General features: G+C 57.9%; 14 protein-coding genes. 5 read left to right on the plus strand and 9 right to left on the minus strand.

Annotated features, from left to right (window positions below; genetic code table 11):
• The first annotated feature begins 227 nt into the window (after positions 1-227).
• Positions 228-1,280 carry an alpha/beta hydrolase gene (locus BN2664_RS05755; RefSeq protein ID WP_007001147.1) on the plus strand — a complete coding sequence of 351 codons (1,053 nt, stop codon included), beginning with the start codon at positions 228-230 and terminating at the stop codon, positions 1,278-1,280.
• A gap of 1 nt (position 1,281) precedes the next feature.
• Here BN2664_RS05755 and BN2664_RS05760 read toward each other — a convergent pair whose 3' ends face one another.
• From BN2664_RS05760 to BN2664_RS05770, 3 genes are all read right to left on the minus strand, one after another.
• Positions 1,282-2,757 carry a DUF4357 domain-containing protein gene (locus BN2664_RS05760; RefSeq protein WP_007001146.1) on the minus strand — a complete coding sequence of 492 codons (1,476 nt, stop codon included), beginning with the start codon at positions 2,755-2,757 and terminating at the stop codon, positions 1,282-1,284.
• Positions 2,758-2,972: 215 nt separating this feature from the next.
• The gene (gene ppdK, locus BN2664_RS05765) at positions 2,973-5,723 is read right to left on the minus strand and encodes a pyruvate, phosphate dikinase (RefSeq protein WP_007001145.1); all 2,751 of its coding nucleotides are present in this window, start codon (positions 5,721-5,723) and stop codon (positions 2,973-2,975) included.
• Between the two features lie 286 nt (positions 5,724-6,009).
• Positions 6,010-7,644, minus strand: a complete 1,635-nt coding sequence (locus BN2664_RS05770) for a formate--tetrahydrofolate ligase (RefSeq protein ID WP_007001144.1) — start codon at positions 7,642-7,644, stop codon at positions 6,010-6,012.
• A 238-nt stretch (positions 7,645-7,882) separates the two neighbouring features.
• Between BN2664_RS05770 and BN2664_RS05775 the strand changes: the two genes are divergently transcribed.
• The 4 genes from BN2664_RS05775 to BN2664_RS05790 all read left to right on the plus strand — a co-directional run bounded on the left by BN2664_RS05775 (position 7,883) and on the right by BN2664_RS05790 (position 12,583).
• Complete coding sequence (locus tag BN2664_RS05775) at positions 7,883-9,253, plus strand: MFS transporter (protein WP_007001143.1); 1,371 nt, start codon at positions 7,883-7,885, stop codon at positions 9,251-9,253.
• Positions 9,254-9,262: 9 nt separating this feature from the next.
• Entirely contained in the window at positions 9,263-10,618 is a 1,356-nt protein-coding gene (locus tag BN2664_RS05780; RefSeq protein ID WP_007001142.1) for a four-carbon acid sugar kinase family protein, read from the plus strand.
• Positions 10,611-11,642, plus strand: a complete 1,032-nt coding sequence (pdxA, locus tag BN2664_RS05785; RefSeq protein ID WP_007001141.1) for a 4-hydroxythreonine-4-phosphate dehydrogenase PdxA — start codon at positions 10,611-10,613, stop codon at positions 11,640-11,642. Before BN2664_RS05780 ends, pdxA begins: the two co-directional genes overlap by 8 nt.
• 146 nt (positions 11,643-11,788) lie before the next feature.
• Positions 11,789-12,583 carry a DeoR/GlpR family DNA-binding transcription regulator gene (locus BN2664_RS05790; protein WP_007001140.1) on the plus strand — a complete coding sequence of 265 codons (795 nt, stop codon included), beginning with the start codon at positions 11,789-11,791 and terminating at the stop codon, positions 12,581-12,583.
• A 144-nt stretch (positions 12,584-12,727) separates the two neighbouring features.
• Here BN2664_RS05790 and BN2664_RS05795 read toward each other — a convergent pair whose 3' ends face one another.
• The 6 genes from BN2664_RS05795 to BN2664_RS05820 all read right to left on the minus strand — a co-directional run bounded on the left by BN2664_RS05795 (position 12,728) and on the right by BN2664_RS05820 (position 18,925).
• Complete coding sequence (locus tag BN2664_RS05795) at positions 12,728-13,477, minus strand: triose-phosphate isomerase (protein WP_007001139.1); 750 nt, start codon at positions 13,475-13,477, stop codon at positions 12,728-12,730.
• Between the two features lie 4 nt (positions 13,478-13,481).
• Positions 13,482-13,949: a ribose-5-phosphate isomerase gene (locus BN2664_RS05800; RefSeq protein WP_007001138.1), complete on the minus strand. Its 468-nt coding sequence runs from the start codon at positions 13,947-13,949 to the stop codon at positions 13,482-13,484.
• A 182-nt stretch (positions 13,950-14,131) separates the two neighbouring features.
• On the minus strand, positions 14,132-15,850 hold the full coding sequence (locus BN2664_RS05805) for a dihydroxyacetone kinase family protein (RefSeq protein WP_007001137.1): 1,719 nt from the start codon (positions 15,848-15,850) through the stop codon (positions 14,132-14,134).
• A gap of 82 nt (positions 15,851-15,932) precedes the next feature.
• Positions 15,933-17,291 carry an MFS transporter gene (locus BN2664_RS05810; protein WP_007001136.1) on the minus strand — a complete coding sequence of 453 codons (1,359 nt, stop codon included), beginning with the start codon at positions 17,289-17,291 and terminating at the stop codon, positions 15,933-15,935.
• Positions 17,284-17,988 (minus strand): cyclase family protein, encoded by a 705-nt coding sequence (locus tag BN2664_RS05815; RefSeq protein ID WP_007001135.1) that lies wholly within the window; start codon positions 17,986-17,988, stop codon positions 17,284-17,286. The genes BN2664_RS05810 and BN2664_RS05815 overlap by 8 nt, the downstream gene beginning before the upstream one ends.
• Before the next feature lie 298 nt (positions 17,989-18,286).
• Complete coding sequence (locus BN2664_RS05820; protein WP_007001134.1) at positions 18,287-18,925, minus strand: GntR family transcriptional regulator; 639 nt, start codon at positions 18,923-18,925, stop codon at positions 18,287-18,289.
• Positions 18,926-19,088: the final 163 nt, after the last annotated feature.

A 19,088-nucleotide genomic window follows, 5' to 3' on the forward strand; every position in this document is an offset into this window, starting at 1 on the left:
CCTGACGACGGTGTCACGGACGGCGTGTCGCCTTGACGTCCGTGACGCAACTGCTATGAAGCTACCCCACATTTGTAAAAAAAGGAACATTTTTTCCAAAACACTCACCTTTTTATCTTTACTCGTTTGTCACATTTTCCTCAGCAACCCCACCTTTTTCAAGTTTTTTCGGCGATGACGCCGCTCCGGCTTTCGCTAAAACACGCCACTTCTGCAAGAATTGGCCCATGGAAACAGCGGAATGGAGCCCCGATCCTCTGGGCGACGAGTATGAACAGGCACCGCTTGATCTAGGCGAAGATGACGAAGGTCCCGTGCGGGCAACCCTCATCCGCAAGAAGCCGGCACCTTCGGCCCCGAAATTTGCCTTCCTCGCCGTGCACGGCTGGAACGATTCTTTTATCCAGGTGGCCCTGGCGCAGGCGATTGAGCGGATGGGTGGCGCTTTTTACGCTATTGACCTGCGCAAATACGGCCGAAGCCTGGATCGCGAGCGGCAAACTCCCGGCTATATCACCGATATTCGCACCTACTTTGAAGATCTTGACGCCGCGGTCGCGGCGCTACGCGCAGAGATTGATGTGCCTCTTATTCTGTACGGTCACTCCACCGGCGGCCTGACCGCCTGCCTTTACGCCAACGCGCGGCCGGGAACCTTCGCTGGCCTGGTGCTCAATTCTCCCTGGCTGGATCTGCAGGGCAATGGAGTGGTGCGTGCGGTGGCGGCGCCCATTTCTGAAGTCCTGCGCCGCTACGCCCCTAAGCAACCCATTCCCCTCCCGGAGGCCGACTTTTATTCGCGCACCACCACCGCTTGGGCTCCGGCGGGAATGCGCTTCCCGCCGGGAGCCCTGGACCCGCACGATCCCTTCTGGAACGGCGGTTGGATCCCAGACTTCGATCAGCGCGTGAGCAACCCATTCCCAGTTCGCGGCGGCTGGCTGCGCGCGGTACTCGATGCCCAACAGCGAGTTGCCGCGGGTCTATCGATTGATGCGCCAATTCTTATGCTTACCTCGGCTCGCACGATTTTTTCAGCCAATTGGAGCGAGGAAATGCGCGCGGCGGATATCGTGCTTGACGTCCAGCAAATGTGGCAACGCGCGCCTTTCTTGGGTAGCCATGTCACCATTGCCAAGCTCGATGCCGCGATTCACGACGTCACCATGTCCCGCGCTCCCGTCCGCGAGCGCGCCTTCACCGAGATCGAGCGCTTCGTGAGCGCTTATGCCTGCCCGCTGTGGTTCGAGCACCGCGAATCGCGGGAAAGCATGGGTTGAACTAAAGATCGCCGAGGCGGCGCCCGTCAATGGTGCGCCACAGCTCCCAGCCATTGGCGTTCTCAACTCCGCCAATTACCTCGGCAGCCGCGGTGGGGTCGGTAAAGTTTCCGTGGCCCTCGACGCGTAGCACGCCCGGCCATTCCACCCGTCCACGAGCGTCAACTCCGCGCCGGCGGAACACCCAGCGCACTTCCACCGGGCCTGAACGGGCAATCTGCGCCAACCGCGCAATTGAGGTGGGATCGCTCGCGTTCCGCTTCGAAACCGGGGTGAAAATTCCAAATTCCGCCGCTATCGGCCCTTCGGCCAGTGCCGCGTGGCCCGCGCGCCGCTTGGTGCGCGACGGCGAAATACTATCCGCCCCGCGCGCCTGCTGGGCCTTTGGCTTCTCCCCTGCCGGAGAGCTAGGAGCTTCGGCCTTATTCGCTACGTCCGGCTTGTTCGGAACGGGCGCTTTTGCGGCAGAGTTCCGGATCGGGGCCGCCGGGGAGCTCAGCGGGGTCGAGGTGCTAGGTACCGCCGGGTTTTTTTGCGGCTCCGGAACATTCTGGGCCGCCGGGGTTTTTTGCGGCTCCGGAACATTCTGGGCCGCCGGGGCGCCCTGCGAAGCGGAAGTGCTCTGCGAAGCTGGAGCGTGGTGGCCGGCCGGGCCGCGATGCGCAGGCGCGTGCGCGGCCGATTCAGGGTGCCGCTTCGAGACATCGTGCGGGGACTGAGCCGCGCGCGGAGGCTGAGCCGCGTACGGCGGCGTCGCCCCGTGGGGCGCATCAGCCTTCGGTCCGCTGACCGCGCGGACGGGCGCTGGAGCGGTCAGGGCCCCGCGCGACGCCAGGTCATTAATTTCTTCGACGCTCAGAAGCGTTGAACCCGCGGATTCAAAAACGGATGCGTGAAGCACGCTCACTCCGCCGCCAGCCAGGGCCGTCACCGCGTTGCGCGCGTTCGGAGCAACATTAAGCGTGATCACGGTCAGCCGCGGCCCCGCCTGGGCCACAGGCGGATTCATGGCGCGGAACGCGTCCCATTCGCGAGTGAAATCAGTTTCGGTTCCCGAGTAGAGCCGCAGGATTTCCTGCCGGTCGAAGCGGCTGTGCCGACCCGACGCGGTCAAGGCCTCCATTAAAGAAACCGCGGAAAGATCTGCAAGTACGGCGACGGTGCAGACTTTCCCAGCCGCATCGAGCCCCACGAGCGTGCTCTTTGCGGCGGGGCGAGCCTCGGTTTCCGCTTCGCGGCCAAAATGGCGGCGCCGCCCGCGACGGGGCGAACGCTTCTCGGAGGCATCACGGGCGGAGATATCGGGACCGGGGGTATCAGGCTCAGATACCCACGCGACCGGAAAAAGCGGTGTGCGGATAATGTCTGTGGCATTTTCCCGGAGCGAGCGAAGGATGGTTTCAGCCAGTTCGCGGGGAATATCTTGATGCGGGGCGGCAGGCCTCAGATCGCCATTTTCCAGAGAAAAAACCGCCATAGCCGCCCTTCCGCGAGTACCCGTGTAACCCTGATTGCCATTCTATGGTGCCTACCTGAAAATAGCGCTCCCCCAACCGTATGAGGTACACCGTAGTTATCCAAATTTCCGCGCAAAAACTAACCGGGGAGTCCGCAAATGCGGGCTCCCCGGCTGTTGTATTCAGGATTGAAACCTAGACCGAAGTTTTGACCTACCTCGGCTTGAGCTCCGCCCTAGGCGGTCGCTCCAGCCGCTCCGTGCTCAGCGAGTGAGGACTCGTTGCGGACCGTGGCGCGGCCGACCTCCAGACGGGCGATCGGAACGCGGAACGGCGAGCAGGATACGTAGTCCACACCGCAGGCTTCAAAGAAGTGGATCGACTGCGGATCACCGCCATGCTCACCGCAAACGCCGGTCACGATATCCGGGCGACCCTTGTGGCCGCGCTCCACACCGATGCGAACCAGCTCGCCAACACCTTCCTGATCGATGGTGCCGAAGGGCGACTCTTGGAAGATGCCCTTGGTGATATAGAGCGGGATGAACTCGTGTTCGACGTCGTCACGCGAGAAGCCGAGCGTGGTCTGGGTCAGATCGTTGGTGCCGAAGCTGAAGAACTGCGCGTCCTTCGCGATCTTGTCCGCCACGATGGCCGCGCGCGGGAGCTCGATCATGGTGCCGACCGAGATTCCCAGCTCGCCGGCGGCCAGCTTATTTTCCTTCTCCACATCCGCAATAACCTCGCGTGCCTGATCGGCCACGATCTGGAGTTCCTTCTCGGAACCGACCAGCGGGATCATCACTTCCGGATGCGGGTTGAGGCCCTTGGCGCGTAGCTCGGCCGCAGCTTCCGCCACCGCTCGCACCTGAGTTTCCACAAAGCCCGGGATTTCAATGGAGAGGCGCACGCCGCGCAGGCCCAGCATCGGGTTTGCTTCGTGGCGCTCCTCCGCGGCTGCCAAGAGCTGGCGGCGCCGCTCGGATACCTTTTCGCCCTTCGCATCCGCCACCGCGATTTCCACCGAGAGTTTCGTCAGATCCGGGAGGAACTCGTGCAGCGGCGGGTCAATCAGACGCACCACCACGGGCAGGCCGTCCATCGCCTCGAAAATCCCCAGGAAGTCCGACTTCTGGAGCGGGCGCAGGGTGGCCAGAGCCGCCGCGCGCTCTTCGTCGTCCTCGGCCAGAATCACGTGCTCAACCAGCTCGCGGCGGTCACCGAGGAACATATGTTCGGTACGCACCAGACCGATACCGGTGGCGCCCATGGCGCGGGCCTTGGCCGCGTCCTCCGGGGTATCGGCATTTGCACGCACCTTCATGCGCGCAACCTCGTCCGATTCCGTGAGGATCTTGTGGACGGCGTTGACCAAGTCGCGAGCGTCGTCGTCGGTGGCGGCGGCGAGGCCGGCCTCCAAACCGGAAGAAACGTAAACCATCACCGGGGAATCCTCCACCGGTACCGCGCCCTCAAACACTTCGCCGGTGGTGCCGTCGATGGAGATGAGGTCGCCCTCGTGGAGCGTGCGGTGCTTCGACTTGATGAAGACGGTTCCGGAGGCCTCGTTGATCACGAGGTCTTCCGCGCCGACGACGGCGGTGCGCCCCATGCCGCGGGCCACTACGGCCGCGTGGGACGTCTTTCCACCGCGAGCGGTCAACACGCCCTGCGCGGCAACCATGCCCTCAAGATCGTCCGGGTTGGTTTCACGGCGAACCAGGATGACGCTCTCGCCCTCAGCAGCGTGCTTGGAGGCAGAGGCGTTATCGAAAACGATCTTGCCCACGGCCGCACCTGGGGAGGCCGGGGTGCCAATGCAGATCGGAGCCGCGATGCCTTCCCGCTTGAACTGCGGGAAGAGGAGCGAGGTGAGCTGAGCGCCGGTTACGCGGGTAATCGATTCCTTCTTGTCGATCAAGCCTTCTTCAACCAGCTGCACCGCCACGCGGAAGGCCGCGGCCGGGGTGCGCTTGCCGACGCGGGTCTGCAGCATCCACAGCTTGCCCTCCTGGATGGTGAACTCGATATCGCACAGATCCTTATAGTGCTGTTCAAGCTCACGCATAATGCCGACGAGCTGGTCGTACGCCGGCTTGTCGAAGTTTTCCAGATCCGAGAGCGGGTGCGTGTTGCGGATACCCGCAACAACGTCCTCGCCCTGGGCGTTGGGGAGGAAGTCGCCGTAGACGCCCGAGTGGCCGGTGGAAGGGTCGCGGGTGAAGCACACGCCGGTGGCGGAGGTTTCACCCAGGTTTCCGAAGACCATGGTCTGGATGTTGACGGCGGTTCCCAGATCATCCGGAATGTGCTCGCGACGGCGGTAGATCGTGGCGCGCTCGGTATTCCAGGACCGGAACACCGCGGTAATCGCCAGGTTCATCTGCGAGCGCGGATTCTGCGGGAAGTTACGCCCGGTGGTACGCCGCACGATGCCCTTGAAGATCGAGGTGAGTTCGCGCAGATCATTGGTGGTCATATCGAGGTCGCCGGAGTATCCGTGCGCCTGCTGCAAATCCGTGACTGCCTCAGCGAAAAGATCGCCGTCGATATCAAGCACCGTCTTGCCGAACATCTGAATGAGGCGGCGGTAGGAATCCCACGCGAAACGCTCATCGCCCGACTGCTTGGCTAGGCCCTGCACGGACTCGTCCGTCAGACCAATGTTGAGCACGGTGTCCATCATGCCCGGCATGGAGAACTTTGCGCCCGAACGCACCGAAAGCAGGAGCGGATCATCCGGATCGCCCAGCTTCTTGCCCATTTCCTTTTCGACGACGGCCAAGTTTTCGGTGACCTGATCCGCGAGCTCATCGGGCTCCAGACCGTTTTCCAAGTAGTAGCGGCACGCTTCCGTAGTAATTGTGAAACCCGGAGGGACGGGCATCCCCATTCCCACCATTTCCGCCAGGTTCGCACCCTTACCGCCGAGCAGGTCCTTCATGTCCTTATTACCCTCGGTAAAGGAGTAAACGTATTTCGTCATTCCCGCCTCCACGTCTGGCAACTTCATTATTGCCTTTGCGAAATTCAGTTTTAGCTTTCCGGCGCGCATCGTCACGCGCCCGGCGTTTCCACCATCACAAAGGCTAGCACTTGAATCCGATACAGAAGCTAGGACATTGGGAAACCGGCGTTATTTTCAGATTTCGTTCCGCTAATGCGGGGCGGCGCGGGTAGTGCGGGCCGGACCCGCCATTGCCGGCCCGCCCGGTTGCTCCAGACCGTCCACGCTAAAGCACACTCGACCCGCTCACGCGGTCTCGCCGCTTTTAATGCATTCCGGTGATATTTCCGTCCGCGTCTACGTCCACGTCAGCCGCGGACGGATGCTTCGGCAACCCGGGCATGAGCATAATTGACCCGGCAATCACCACCACGAATTCCCCACCCGAGGAGAGCCGCACCTCGCGCACCGGAATATCGAATCCTTCCGGGGCCCCGAGCACGCCGGCCTCGGCGGTAAAACTCGCCGGGGTTTTTGCGATGCACACAGGAAGGCGGCCGTAACCAGCGTTCTGCAACCGCTCGAGTTCCCTGCGCGCGGCGGGCTTGTAGCTCGCCCCCGCTCCGCCGTAAACACGCTTTACCACCGCGTTTACCTTGTTTTCGAGGGTCTCATCGTCCTCGTAGGTAAACGTTGTTTGCGAGGGGGTTTCCAGTGCGTCGACGACGCCGCGGGCCAGCTCAATCGCGCCTTCGCCGCCCAGCTCAAAATGATTGGCTGGGATAGCCCGGACGCCAAGTTCCGCCAGAGCCGATTGCACGGCGGCGATTTCCGCATCTGAATCCGATGCGAAGCGATTAATTGCCACCACTACGGACTGACCCCAAACATCCTGCATGTTGTGCACATGCCGCAGAAGGTTCGGAAGCCCGCGTTCGAGCGCCTGCAAATCCTCGGTCTCCAGATCCGCCAGCCCCATACCGCCGTGGTATTTAATGGCACGAATCGTCGCGACGCAGACAGCGGCGTCGGGCCGCAATCCGGTCTGGCGGCACTTAATATCGATGAATTTTTCCGCCCCAAGGTCCGCCCCGAAGCCGGCTTCGGTAACCGCGATCTCGCCAGTGGCAAGCGCCGCGCGGGTAGCCATCACCGAATTGCACCCGTGAGCGATATTGGCGAAGGGGCCACCGTGAATAAATGCGGGCGTTCCTTCCAGGGTCTGTACCAGATTCGGCGAAAATGCCTCCACCAGCAGGGCCAGCATGGCGCCGGTTGCTTCGACGTCGTTCGCGGTAAGCGGCTCGCCGTCCATATTTTTTGCCACCACAATCTGCCCAATGCGACGCCGCAGGTCCGCCAAATCTGCCGCCAAGCAGAAGGCGGCCATCACCTCGGAAGCGGCGGTGATATCAAACCCGGCCTCGCGCGGGATACCGTTTGTTTTCCCTCCCAGGCCGGTCACGATTTGCCGCAGCGTGCGGTCGTTGACGTCGAGTGCACGATGCACGTTCACGCTGCTCGGATCAATATTGTGCGTACCAAAGCGGGCCGCGGTTTCGGCGATAGCGGCAAGCAGATTTTGTGCCGCCGCAATTGCCGCGAAGTCACCGTTGAAATGCAAATTGATCTGCGTGGCGGGCACGACCCTTGCCTTCCCGCCGCCGATAGCGCCGCCCTTAATGCCGAAGACCGGGCCCAGCGACGGCTCGCGCAAAGCTAGCGTGGCGCGTTTTCCGATCCGGCGCAGGCCGTCCGCCAGGCCGATCGACGTCGTCGTCTTCCCCTCACCCGGAGGAGTGGGGTTGAGCGCGGTCACCAACACCAGTTTGCCGCGAGATCGCGAAGACTCCACCCACGCGCGATCCACCTTCGCGCGGTCGCGCCCGTAAGGAATAAAAGCTTCATCAGGCACGCCCGCCGCGCGGGCCACCTCGGCAATGGGTCGAATTTCGCTCATAGAAACGATTGTAGGCGAGGTGCGGGATGGATTGCCGCACCGCCTAACTGGAGCCTCAAATTCATTACAGTTTGCGCATTTCGATCAAGTTGTGGATTTTTATTGATCTTCTTGCGCGTTCTTTTTACATTGGAGGCACATTTCGTTTATGTAAGCAGTGTTGCTTGCATCCACTTCAACATCCCAGACGCGTTTCAGCCAAAGCCGACTGAAGCTCAATCACATTGAGGAGTTCATCATGGGTAGCATCAGCTCTCCACGCGCCACTACTCAAAAACCAACTAACTACCGTTGGGTGGTCATGGGCGCGGTGTTCTTCACCTACTTGGTTTGCATGGCCGATAGATCCAACATCGGCACTCTTCTTCCGTTCATCCGCGAAGACTTCCACATTACAGCTACCGAAGCTGGCGCGATCTCTTCGTTCTTCTTCCTGGGTTATGCCATTTCGCAGATCCCAGCCGGACTCTTCATGGAGAAAGTCGGTACTCGGCGATTGGTTACCATGGCCGTCGGGCTCTTCTCCCTCATCACATTCCTCATGGGCTATCCCACGACGGCAGCAGCGATGATCATCATGCGACTCCTGTTGGGACTGTGCGAAGGCCCCACCCCGATCGGCATGACAACCACGATCAATAATTGGTTCCCACCAAAAGAAAAGGGAACCGCCACAGGTCTCTACATTGCGTCCACCCAGGTTGCCCCGATGATTATTCCGCCAATCGTGGTTGTCCTGGCGACCAATTGGGGATGGCGGCACGTTTTCTGGGTCCTCGGAGTCTTTGGCATCGTGGTGGCCGTGCTTTGGCACATTTTGGTGCGAAGCCACCCACACGAGTCGAAGTGGGTGAATGAAGCTGAAATCCGCTACATTCGCTCCGGGGAAAAGATTGACGCGAAGCCTCGAGTTGAACCGCGTTGGATGGCCTCCGTTGACAAGGGTATCCGGATGAAGAACTTCGCGCCCTTGGATTCCAACGCCAAGGTCCTGAAGTCTTGGGACATCTGGGGCGATATGCTCGCTTACTTCTTCATGAATAACGTCCTGTACGGCATGCTCACTTGGATTCCGGCTTACCTGCTCAACGCCCGTGGCTACGACGCAATGGGCATGGGATTCATGGCCGCAGCCGCTCCCGCTGGAGGTGTACTTGGCGCCATGTGCGGCGGATGGGTGTCTGACAAGATCTTCTTCGGCCGTCGCAAGCCGACCATGATCTTGACCGCTTTCCTAACCGCCGTTATGTTCGTTGTTGTTCTCACGGTTCCGAACAACACCGCTCTTCTGGCAACCGTCCTGGTCCTTACCGGTTTCTGCCTCAACCTAGGGTGGCCGATGTTCACGTCTTACGCCATGAACGTGACAACCACGGATACCTATCCCTTCGCAATTTCCATCATCAACACCGGTGGAAACCTTGGCGGGTTCTTCGCTCCGCTAATCATCGGTATGCTCCTTGACCGCACCGGCGGAAATTACAATGTCGCATTCAGCTACTTCGTAGTTGTGCTGGTCATCGCGCTGGTTCTCCTGCTTACCATCCGCGAACGCAACCAAACGAACGACGGCGTCGTTGAAGCCGCGATTACCGCGGACACCGAGTAGGTGAGAACAGTGACGGGAAATGTCAGATCTGCCGTCGTCGCAGACGATTTGACCGGGGCAACAACTACCGCAGCTTTACTCGCCGCGCGAGGCGTAAACAATGTTGTGGTCGTGGGTGAGGATCTCTCCCAGGTTCCCGATTCATCGGATGCGGTGCTCCGCTCAACCGACTCGCGCACGATTCCTCCCTATGAGGCACAAACTCGGGTTCGGAAAGCGACTCAGGCCCTTCTAGACATAGGGTGCACACATTTCTCTAAGCGTACAGACACCACGATGCGCGGAGGAATCGGCTACGAAATCGATGCGATGCTGGACGTTCTCGGCGAGGAATACACGGCAGTCATTGTGCCGGCTATGCCTCCCTCACGCCACATTGTAGTGGGCGGTTTTTCGCTCATCGATTCGGTGTTGCTCTCTCGCACCGGCGTCGCAAACGATATCCTCAATCCCGTGCGCGAGTCGTATTTACCACGGCTCCTCAACGGGCAACTTCGCCAACCGCTCTCGCTTATCTCATTGGAGACAATCATAGATTCGAAGGAAGCGGTCAAGGCGCGGTTGCGGGAGGCCAAAGAAAATGGCTTCCGAGCCATTCTGTGCGATGCAGTATCGAACGAGGACGTGCAGCTGATTGCGGCAGCAGTTACCGAATTGGGTTGGAAGGTTCTCTGCGTAGACCCAGGTCCTTTCACCACCGAGTACGCCATATCCCAGGGAATCGCCACCACCCGCCAATCTGAGAAATCAGCATTGCGCGCCGACTCCTTAGCAACCGACAACGGCACCGTTTTCGTTGTGGCCGGATCGGCAACGGAAGTGACGCGCAATCAGCTTCGTAACCTCGCCGCGGTAGATGGCACCGTCGTTGTCCAAGCAAGCTCTGAGGCTCTGATTGACAACAAGGCAGACGAACAAATCGAGAGCGCACGGGCGCAGCTTTCCAAAGCGTACGCGAAAGGCGAACCACGCGTGGTTGTAATAACTCTCGACACCACCGTTCACGGGATCGATATTGATATCACGGAAATGGAGCTTCGCAAAAACCTCATTTCTGGGCAAGGGTCCCGGAATCTGGCAAAGAACCTCGGCAAGGTTGCCCGGCAACTTCTCGAGGATCACTGTGCCCGGGTAGCTGGGCTATACGTCACCGGCGGAGACACTCTCATCAATACCTGCGAAGCCAATGAGGTTGCGGGAATTGCTCTAGAGGGATACGTGATCGCGCAATCGGATCAAGGCAGAATTGTGGGAGGGCCGTTTGACGGCCTACCCATTGTGTCTAAGGGAGGACTCACAGGAAACGAACTAACCGCCGTCCACATTGTTAATAGACTCTTCGACGAAAGGCACATTCATGACTGACACTAATATCCGCCCAATTACCGCCATTACTCTGGGAGACCCCGCTGGTGTGGGACCCGAGATCGTGGTTGGCACAATGGAAACGCCCGCGATCTACGAGATTGCTCGCCCGTTCGTGATCGGAAACCGCAAGGCGCTCGAGAAGGCAGCGAAGCTCCTCGGCAAGGAAATCGTGATCAACGAAATCTCGGAACCCGAGGAAGCGAAGTTTGAATTCGGCACCGTTGATTTGCTCGATACTGGTGTCGAGTCCGATGCCGAGATTGAGTACGGTTCGATTCAGCTTCCTGCTCAGCGCCAGGCCTACTCGTATCTACAGAAGGCAATCGAACTTGGTAACGAAGGCCGTCTGCACGCTGTGTCTACCGCTCCTACTCAAAAAGAGGGTATGAAAGCCGCGGGCGTAAAGTACCCCGGGCAAACGGAAATTTTCGAAAAGATGACGAATTCTCCGTATGCCTTGACCATGTTCCACGTGCACAAGTTGCGGGTATTCTTCCTTTCGCGGCACGTCTCCATGGAAGATGCCGTGAAATATGTGACTAAGGATCACGTACTCGATTTCCTCCGCAATATTGATAAGGAACTGCAGGTTCTTGGCTTTGACAATCCTTCTATTGCCGTCGCGGGCCTCAACCCCCACAATGGCGACAATGGAATGTTCGGGCGCGAGGAAATTGAGGAGATCGAACCCGCCGTCGAACAAGCTAAGTCTGAAGGAATCAATGCTCGCGGCCCCTTCCCGGGCGATTCAATCTTCGCTTTTGCACTCGACGGTCGTCACGATGCAATTCTTTCGCTGTACCACGATCAAGGGCATATCGCCTGCAAGACCCTGGACTTTGAGAAGGCTATTACCCTCACTTTGGGCTTGCCCTTTATGAGGTCTTCTGTTGATCACGGAACCGCCTACGATATTGCAGGCAAGGGAGTTGCGCAGCACGGGTCGATGGTAGAGGCAACTCGCGTATGCGCCGAGTGGGGTCTTAAGCTCCTGCGCGGAAGGGAACGCCGCGAGCGCTAAGCGTCCGGCGGTACGGGCATAACAGGCTTCGCCCCCTCGCGCGGGTACCTGGACACTCTCTCAAGCGTCCAGGTACCCGCTTTTATTTACTTTCGCCGATACTGTTAAGGAACATTTCCAACTAAGCAGAAAACCCGAGGGATCTCATGGCAACTGAGCGACGAGCCCAAAACCGAAGCGTGGTCGAGCGGCGCGCGGCAATCCTCAATATTTTAGAGAGAGCGCCTGAACGGACCTTAGAGAACGAAGCCCTCGCGCGATTCCTCAATGTTTCAGCGGCTACTATCCGCCGAGATGTGGCGAGCCTCGAAGAAGAACATCTAGTCGTAAGATCCCACGGTCACGTTCATCTCTTTAGCTCCCCGACTGCCAAGATCTCGAAGGTAAAGAACGAACATATCTCACAAAAACGAGCGATAGCCTCCCGCGCAATTAGGTTTTTACGTGACGAATCGCTCCTTATTCTCGATGCAGGGACGACGGCGGAGCAGGTAGCAATCGCTCTAGACAATAAATTCCATCTCACCGTTTTCACTAACGGCATCCGTCCAATGCACGAACTGGCTAACCAGGCAAATGTACAAACAATTGTTTTGGGCGGAGCCCTGCATCCGACAACCGACATGATTTGCGGACCCGCCGCGGAGCAGATGTTGCAGAATGTACGGGGGGACTACGCCTTCCTAGGAGCTCAGAATCTAAACGCCGAACGGGGGATTGCTTCGCTCAGCTTCGAGCAGGCTCGCTTGAAATCGCTCATGATGCAGCATGCCGAACGGGTTTTCATTCTGGCTGATGCTTCAAAATTCCGCGAACCAGTGGAGCAGTTTTGGTCCCCATTCCCACCTGAATGGACGCTTATCACAACTAGCGAAGCTTCGCTTCACACGTTGCAACACATGCGAAACTCGGGCGCCACAGAGGTGATCGTCGTCGATTAGCGGGTGAAATCGCCCCCGGTGATGATGAGATACCTCCGCGCGTTTGCGATATTTGGTTTCGCCCCAATCTAAAAAAACTAGATAAAACTTCCGGGTTCCCCCGCGGTGATAGCAAGGGAACCCGGAAGGAGGTCGACCGATTATTTAGTGCAGAGTTTCGGCCGCCAGCTCAAGATTCTTTAGGTAGCCTTCCGGAGTCCACGCGGAACGCCCAATAAATAGACCACCAACGCCCTCGATTCCGAGGATGTCCTTGATGTTGTCGTGATTGACGGATCCCCCGTAGAGAATCGCCTGAACACGGCCCACGTAGCGGTCAGCTAGCACGGAAAATGTGCGGGCCAGATCTTCGCGCTCGGGCGGACGCCCATGCTCGCCAATTGCCCAAATCGGTTCATAGGCGAGGATCACCCGTGACGTGTCAACTACACCGTCGAGCGCCGCGTCGATCTGAGAGGTAATAAACTCCACCGTCTCCCCAGCTTCGAAAACCTCCGCAGATTCTCCGAAACACACGAGCGGGATAAGGCCTTCGCGCAATGCTGCTTTCACCTTCAGGTTCACGGTCTCATCGGTTTCACCAAAGTACTGCCGGCGCTCGGAGTGACCCATCTCAATGATCTTTGCTCCGGCGTCTTTAGCTTGCACCATCGAGACTTCGCCGGTCCACGCGCCCTTTTCCTCCCAATGCGCATTTTGCGCACCCACTATAACGGGCGACGAATCAGTGAGAATCCCAGCCGCCACATCGATCGCGGTAAAGGAGGGGATGATAAACGGCTGGATCCCCGCCTCCACAATCGGAGCAAGATCGGCATCGTGAAGCTTTTGCGCATAATCAGCGGCAAAGGCCCGCGTTCCGTTCATTTTCCAGCTGGTTCCAACCCATAGCATGGCGCTACTCCTCCAAGGATCCGTCGTAGGCGCAGATGGCGTCCACGTTCGCCTTCGAATGTGAAGCCGGATCGAATTCGTAATTGAAGAATTCCGAAGCGAGGCGCTTAGCGAGTTCCGGCCCAATCACGCGCTGGCCCATGGCAAGGATCTGCGCGTTATTGGATAGAACCAGACGTTCCACCGAATAGGAATCATGGGCCACCGAGGCGCGGATTCCCTTTACCTTGCAGGCTGACATCGCCACGCCCATTCCGGTTCCGCAGATGAAGATTCCGCGGTCGGCATCCCCGCGCGCGATGATTTCCGCACCGTGTGTGGCGAGATTGGGGTAGAGTTCAGCCTCATCGCCGTCGTTCAGCCCGACGTCGATGATCTCGTCAATGCGATCATCTCCCTCGAGCATCTCTTTGATCATATTTTTATATCCGTAGCCAGCAGAATCGCCAACCAATACAACCCGGTATCCCATTGGTCTCCCTTTCTATGTACACCAATTTCAAGTACATCAAATCCGTTCACGCACCGTCTTTGCGTCAGACTCAGCTACCGTTCGAATCTCAACACCCGAAACGCTCACTACCAGCCTATTATCTCGGCGCGTTTCTCCGACTTTTCGCGCACATGCGCACTTTAGCGGTTGGAGTGGTCAATTTACCCGAGTGCTTCACCCGCCTTCGTCATCAGCAGAGCAAAGGACACCGCGCCCGGATCCGGGTAACCCAGCGAGGCATCCCCGTGAGTCTTTGCCCGGCCCTTCGTAGCGACGATATCCTTCGTTGCCTCGGCTTGCTTGGTTGCAACTTCCGCTGCCTTTCGCCAAGCGTCGCCAAGCGATGCTCCGCCCTGTAACTTTTCTTCAAGCGCCTTGGCAAACGGTTCGGTGGCATCCACCATCGTCTTTTGGCCTACCTGCGCTCCGCCCTGCTCTGCAACGTGCCTCGCGCCCGCCGCAACGGCGGTGCCGAGTGCCTTATCGTCGCACGCCTTCGCGTCGTCGAGTTTCTTCCCGACGGCGCGGATCGCCTCGCCCCACAGAGCTCCAGAGGTTCCGCCAGCCCCCTCGGCCCATGCCTTACCGGTTTCATCAAGCAATGTTCGTGCGCCACAGCCCGCCTCGACCGCACGCCGTGCCGCATCCCGTGCCGCCACCGAGCCAAGCACCATGCCCTGCCCGTGATCACCGTCGCCCGCGATGGAATCAAGTTTTCCAAGATCCTGTTCAGCAGCGATTGCAGTTTGTGCCAGTACCTCAATTATCTTGCCAATCTTCGCGGCCTGCTTCGCGGAATCTTCGCTTCCTGGCTTAAGCACGCTCTCCTCGTCGGACACCACCGCACACGTACGCCGCTCCTGCGCACCAACGTTGCCGGTCCGCAAAGCTGGTGTATCCGCGGGCGCGAGCCAGTAGCGCTCAAGTTCGTCGTCGAGAAAGGCGATCGACAGAGAGGCTCCCGCCATATCGAGGGAAGTCACCTGCTCATCAACGAGCGATGCCACCACCTCAACGTCCCGACTTTCAAGGCTTTTGAGCACCGAGCCGAAGAATACGAAGAGTTCCTCGTACTTTGTGGCCCCGAGTCCGTTCACGACGACGCAGATCCGGCCGCGGTAACCATCCTCCGTCCGTTCCGGTTCCTCCTCCATAATTCGAGAAACCAGCAACTCAGCGAGCTCATCTGCGGTCATATGCTCGTGCTCGGAAATTCCCGGTTCACCGTGGATTCCCAATCCGAGCGCGATCCTACCCGACGGCACGGTGAAGAGAGGCTCAGCGGATCCGGGCAAGGTGCAACCCGTGAAGGCAACCCCGAGGGTGCGAACCGAATCATTGGCATGCCAAGCGATTTCCTCCGCTTTATCGAGACTTGCACCCTCCGCAACCGCAGCACCCGTCACCTTGACAACGAAGACGTCGCCGCCGATTCCTCGCCTCTCACGATGCTTATCAGCTGGTGCGGAAGCGATGTCATCAGTAATGGTGACGATTCGAACGTCCAGACCGTAGTCTTCACGCAGGTCTTTCGCCGCAGCTCCGAAATGCAACACATCCCCGGCATAGTTTCCGAAGACGATCAGCACTCCGCCGCCGTTATCGGCTGCTCTAGAAACGGATACCACTTGGGATTCTGAGGGTGAAGCAAACACATTTCCACACACGGTACCGTGCGCCATGCCCGGCCCAGTCCATCCGGAAAATGCCGGATAGTGGCCCGAACCGCCTCCAATGACGAGGGCAACTTCGCCGTCCGGGCTCGCGGTAGAGCGGACAACACCTCCATGCACCGGCATCACGTACTGGGGATACGCGGCCGCGAAGCCCTCCACAGCATCCGCCGCAAACCGTTTCGGATCATTGAAAATATATGTCATGTCTGCTCCATTGCATTTCTATTTTCGGGGTTACACGAAATCTGCTGGTTAGTTAAGTAGGAACCTGGAAACGGTACGCGCTCTAGGCCGCATCTCCCTCATCGCGACGAACCGCGGCGCTACCGGAATCCGTAAGCTTCTCGCGGCGCTTTTCATCTTCTGCCACCTGCTTCCTCACACGTGACGTTAGCGCTAGGGCCATTAAACCAGCGATGATGACAGATGAGCCAAAGAAGATCGTCGACGCAAAGAGGTTCCCACCGGTTGCATCCTGTAGCCAGCCTCCAATGTACGGACCAAGCATTCCACCAAGATTCCCGATCCCATTGATAATTCCGTATCCCGCGCCAATCGCAGCTGGCGGAAGCATAATGGAATTAATGGTCCAGTACGGGGAGAAGAAGGAAAGCTGGCACGCGGTTGCCAACGCGTAAAGCGCCACCACGAGCCAACGTTGCTCTGAAGTAACAAACGAGGAGCAAGCCAGCACAATTCCCCCGAGAATTAGCGGAACAGCAACTCGAATCGTGTACTGCTTATCCCGGTCAGATGCCCGGCCGTTGTACCAGATTGCAATCGCAGCGCAGATCGGAGGGATTGCCGATACTAGTCCTACCGTGAGGCTGCCGGTGAAAGACTGCTTGAGAAGGGTTGGAAGCCAAATCTGCAGACCATAGAAGCCCAGCCATACAAACATTCCGAGGAACGCGAGGTACCAAACATAGGGATTTCGGACAGCCACACGCCAATCCGACTCCACTGGCTTATCGCGACCATCGAGAACCTGGAGGGCGCGGATCTCATCCTTTTCGCTCTGGTCAATCCAGCGAGCGTGCTCGGGGTTATCGGCAGCGAAGTACCACCAGAGCCCTACTCCAATAACCAGCGGCAACGCTCCCTGAATAATGAACAGTTCGCGCCAGTTTCCGTACATCAGGATCAAACCCGCGAATGGGCCGGTGATAACCGTCGCGATCGGATTATGCATGATAAAGAGTGAGAAAGCTCTTCCGCGTTCCTCCTTTGAGAACCACCGACTAATCAACACCATCAACGCGGGCTGAACTCCGCCCTCAAAAACCCCTAGCACAAAGCGGGCGGTACAAAGCTGGGCGTACGACTGTACAAATCCGGCTGCAACAGCAGTCACGCCCCAACCGATCATGAGCCAGAAAACAACCGTGCGCGCACTATATTTCTGTGCCAAGTAGCCGCCAGGGACCTGGAGAACCAGGTAACCAATAAAGAAAATACCGGCGGCGAAACCGGCTTGCCCGGCATCCATATTGAGGGTTTCTCGGATACCCTCCATTCCGAAACCAATGTTTACTCGATCTATATACGCAATGATGTAGATCGTAATAATAATGGGAATGAGGATTTTCCAGCGCCGCTTAGGGGATTTTGGAATTTCAATCTTCTCGTTAAGCCCGCTAGTCATTGTTCTCCTCCAAGGCATAGACGCGAGCGGGCCCACCATCGGATCCCTTGATCTTCAATGGTGCCGCAAAAAATAGGAACCGTTCTTTGTTTAACGCCTCAAGGCCGCTGAGGTACTCCACCTGCACAACCCCTTGAGTCAGCAGGACCATATGGCACGCCCAATCCTCAACACTTTCCTCGCTCGGTTCAAACTCGGGATCATAATCCTCACGTATTCCGCGATCCTGTGGAAAATCAAAAGCAACTGCCTTAATTTTCTTTTCCAGTAGGAACTGCGCGCCAGACTTCGTTACCCAGGGAGATAACGTCCAGTATTTTTCATCCGTGGTGGGATGGCGCAACGCCTGATTACTCCGCAGAAGCACAATGTCCCCTTCGCGGAGATGCCCCCCGCGATCAGCAAGAATCTCGCGCGTGATCGGTGCGTTATCCCCTAGATCGCTGACATCGATTAAGGATGCTTCCCCCGCGAAGCGTCGGATATCCATCTGCTCAATGGTCTCCATGCTCCTATCGACGTGCTGCGGAGCATCACAATGCGAAAAATTGTGAGCTCCGTAGCTTTGCAGAACGGTTGACCTAAAACTAAATTCTGGTTTCGGAATCTCTTTAAATCCGAACTCTGGCTTAAAACGCCAATGTGGCTCAATCAGCATCGATAAATCCACTACCCGATATTGGTCAAAAAACTTCATTTTTCCTCCCCTAAAGCTTGGAAACCCATTGTTCGCACGCGTCAAAGACACGCGCCAAACCCCTGATTTCCGCTCCCGAAGATCGAGTGGAACGGATAAAATCGCGAAGACTCGCCGAATTGCCGTATGGACTTTGCGTTAGAACGCCACCACTGGCAACGCCGCAACTCCGCGACGCATATACGCTCTCCCCTCACGCATCTTTGCGGAATATATACATGATATATCCTATAGGATATTTCACAAAGCAACTTCTCGATTTAACTAACCCGCGCGAGGCGAGCCGTTGACTCGAAACTCACCGCCCCGAGAGTGACCGACCCAAGACCTGGGCAAGATGATCCTCCAGGGCACGCTCAGCCTCCGTTACGGCGCCGAATTCAAATGCCTGCAGAATTTCAGCATTTTCTCCTAAAGCATCCGGCCCATCGGAAGTGCCCGTCCCGAGGGCTTGTCGCATCCGATGAACCTGAAACGAAAGCGCATCTACCGAAGCGCTTATATAGGGATTACCCGCGTACCGAAGGATTATTTCATGAAAGTTCCAATCGGCTACAAAGTATGAACGAAGCTCTCCAAATCGTAATGAACCATCAGCAATTTCAAGATTTCGAACCGCCCAACGGTGTTTCTCCATAGCTGCGCGAAGCTCCGGAACCACCTTGGCCTTCTGCGCGTATGCTCGACGCACAGCTACGCCTTCCAGAATGATCCGAACCTCAATCAGATCGTGCATTTGCTCGTTTGTAAACGGCGGAGCCACCCGGTTTCCCCTGCGCGCCATCCGTTCGACTAAGCCAGTTTTTTCAAGCTCTACCAGCGCCTCTCGAATAGGCGTCTGAGAAATCCCAAACTCACGCGCTAATTGGTCAATTTTCAGAAGGTCATCGGGCCCATACAGGCCTCCTAAGAGACGATCGAGGATGCGCTCATACACATCGTCGCGAAGAGCAGAGCGCTTCCAAAATTCTCCATCCGCACCTCTATCTACTTTCAATACAGCAATCGGCGCCCGCCATATCCTTTCACATTAAAAGGAAGTGCCAGAGATGAGAAGGCGCGCGTTCCTGGCACTGCTACCAAGAACGCGCGCCATCGCC

Source organism: Actinobaculum massiliense (genome assembly GCF_001457435.1).
In the GTDB taxonomy this organism is placed as follows: Bacteria; Actinomycetota; Actinomycetes; order Actinomycetales; family Actinomycetaceae; genus Actinobaculum; species Actinobaculum massiliense.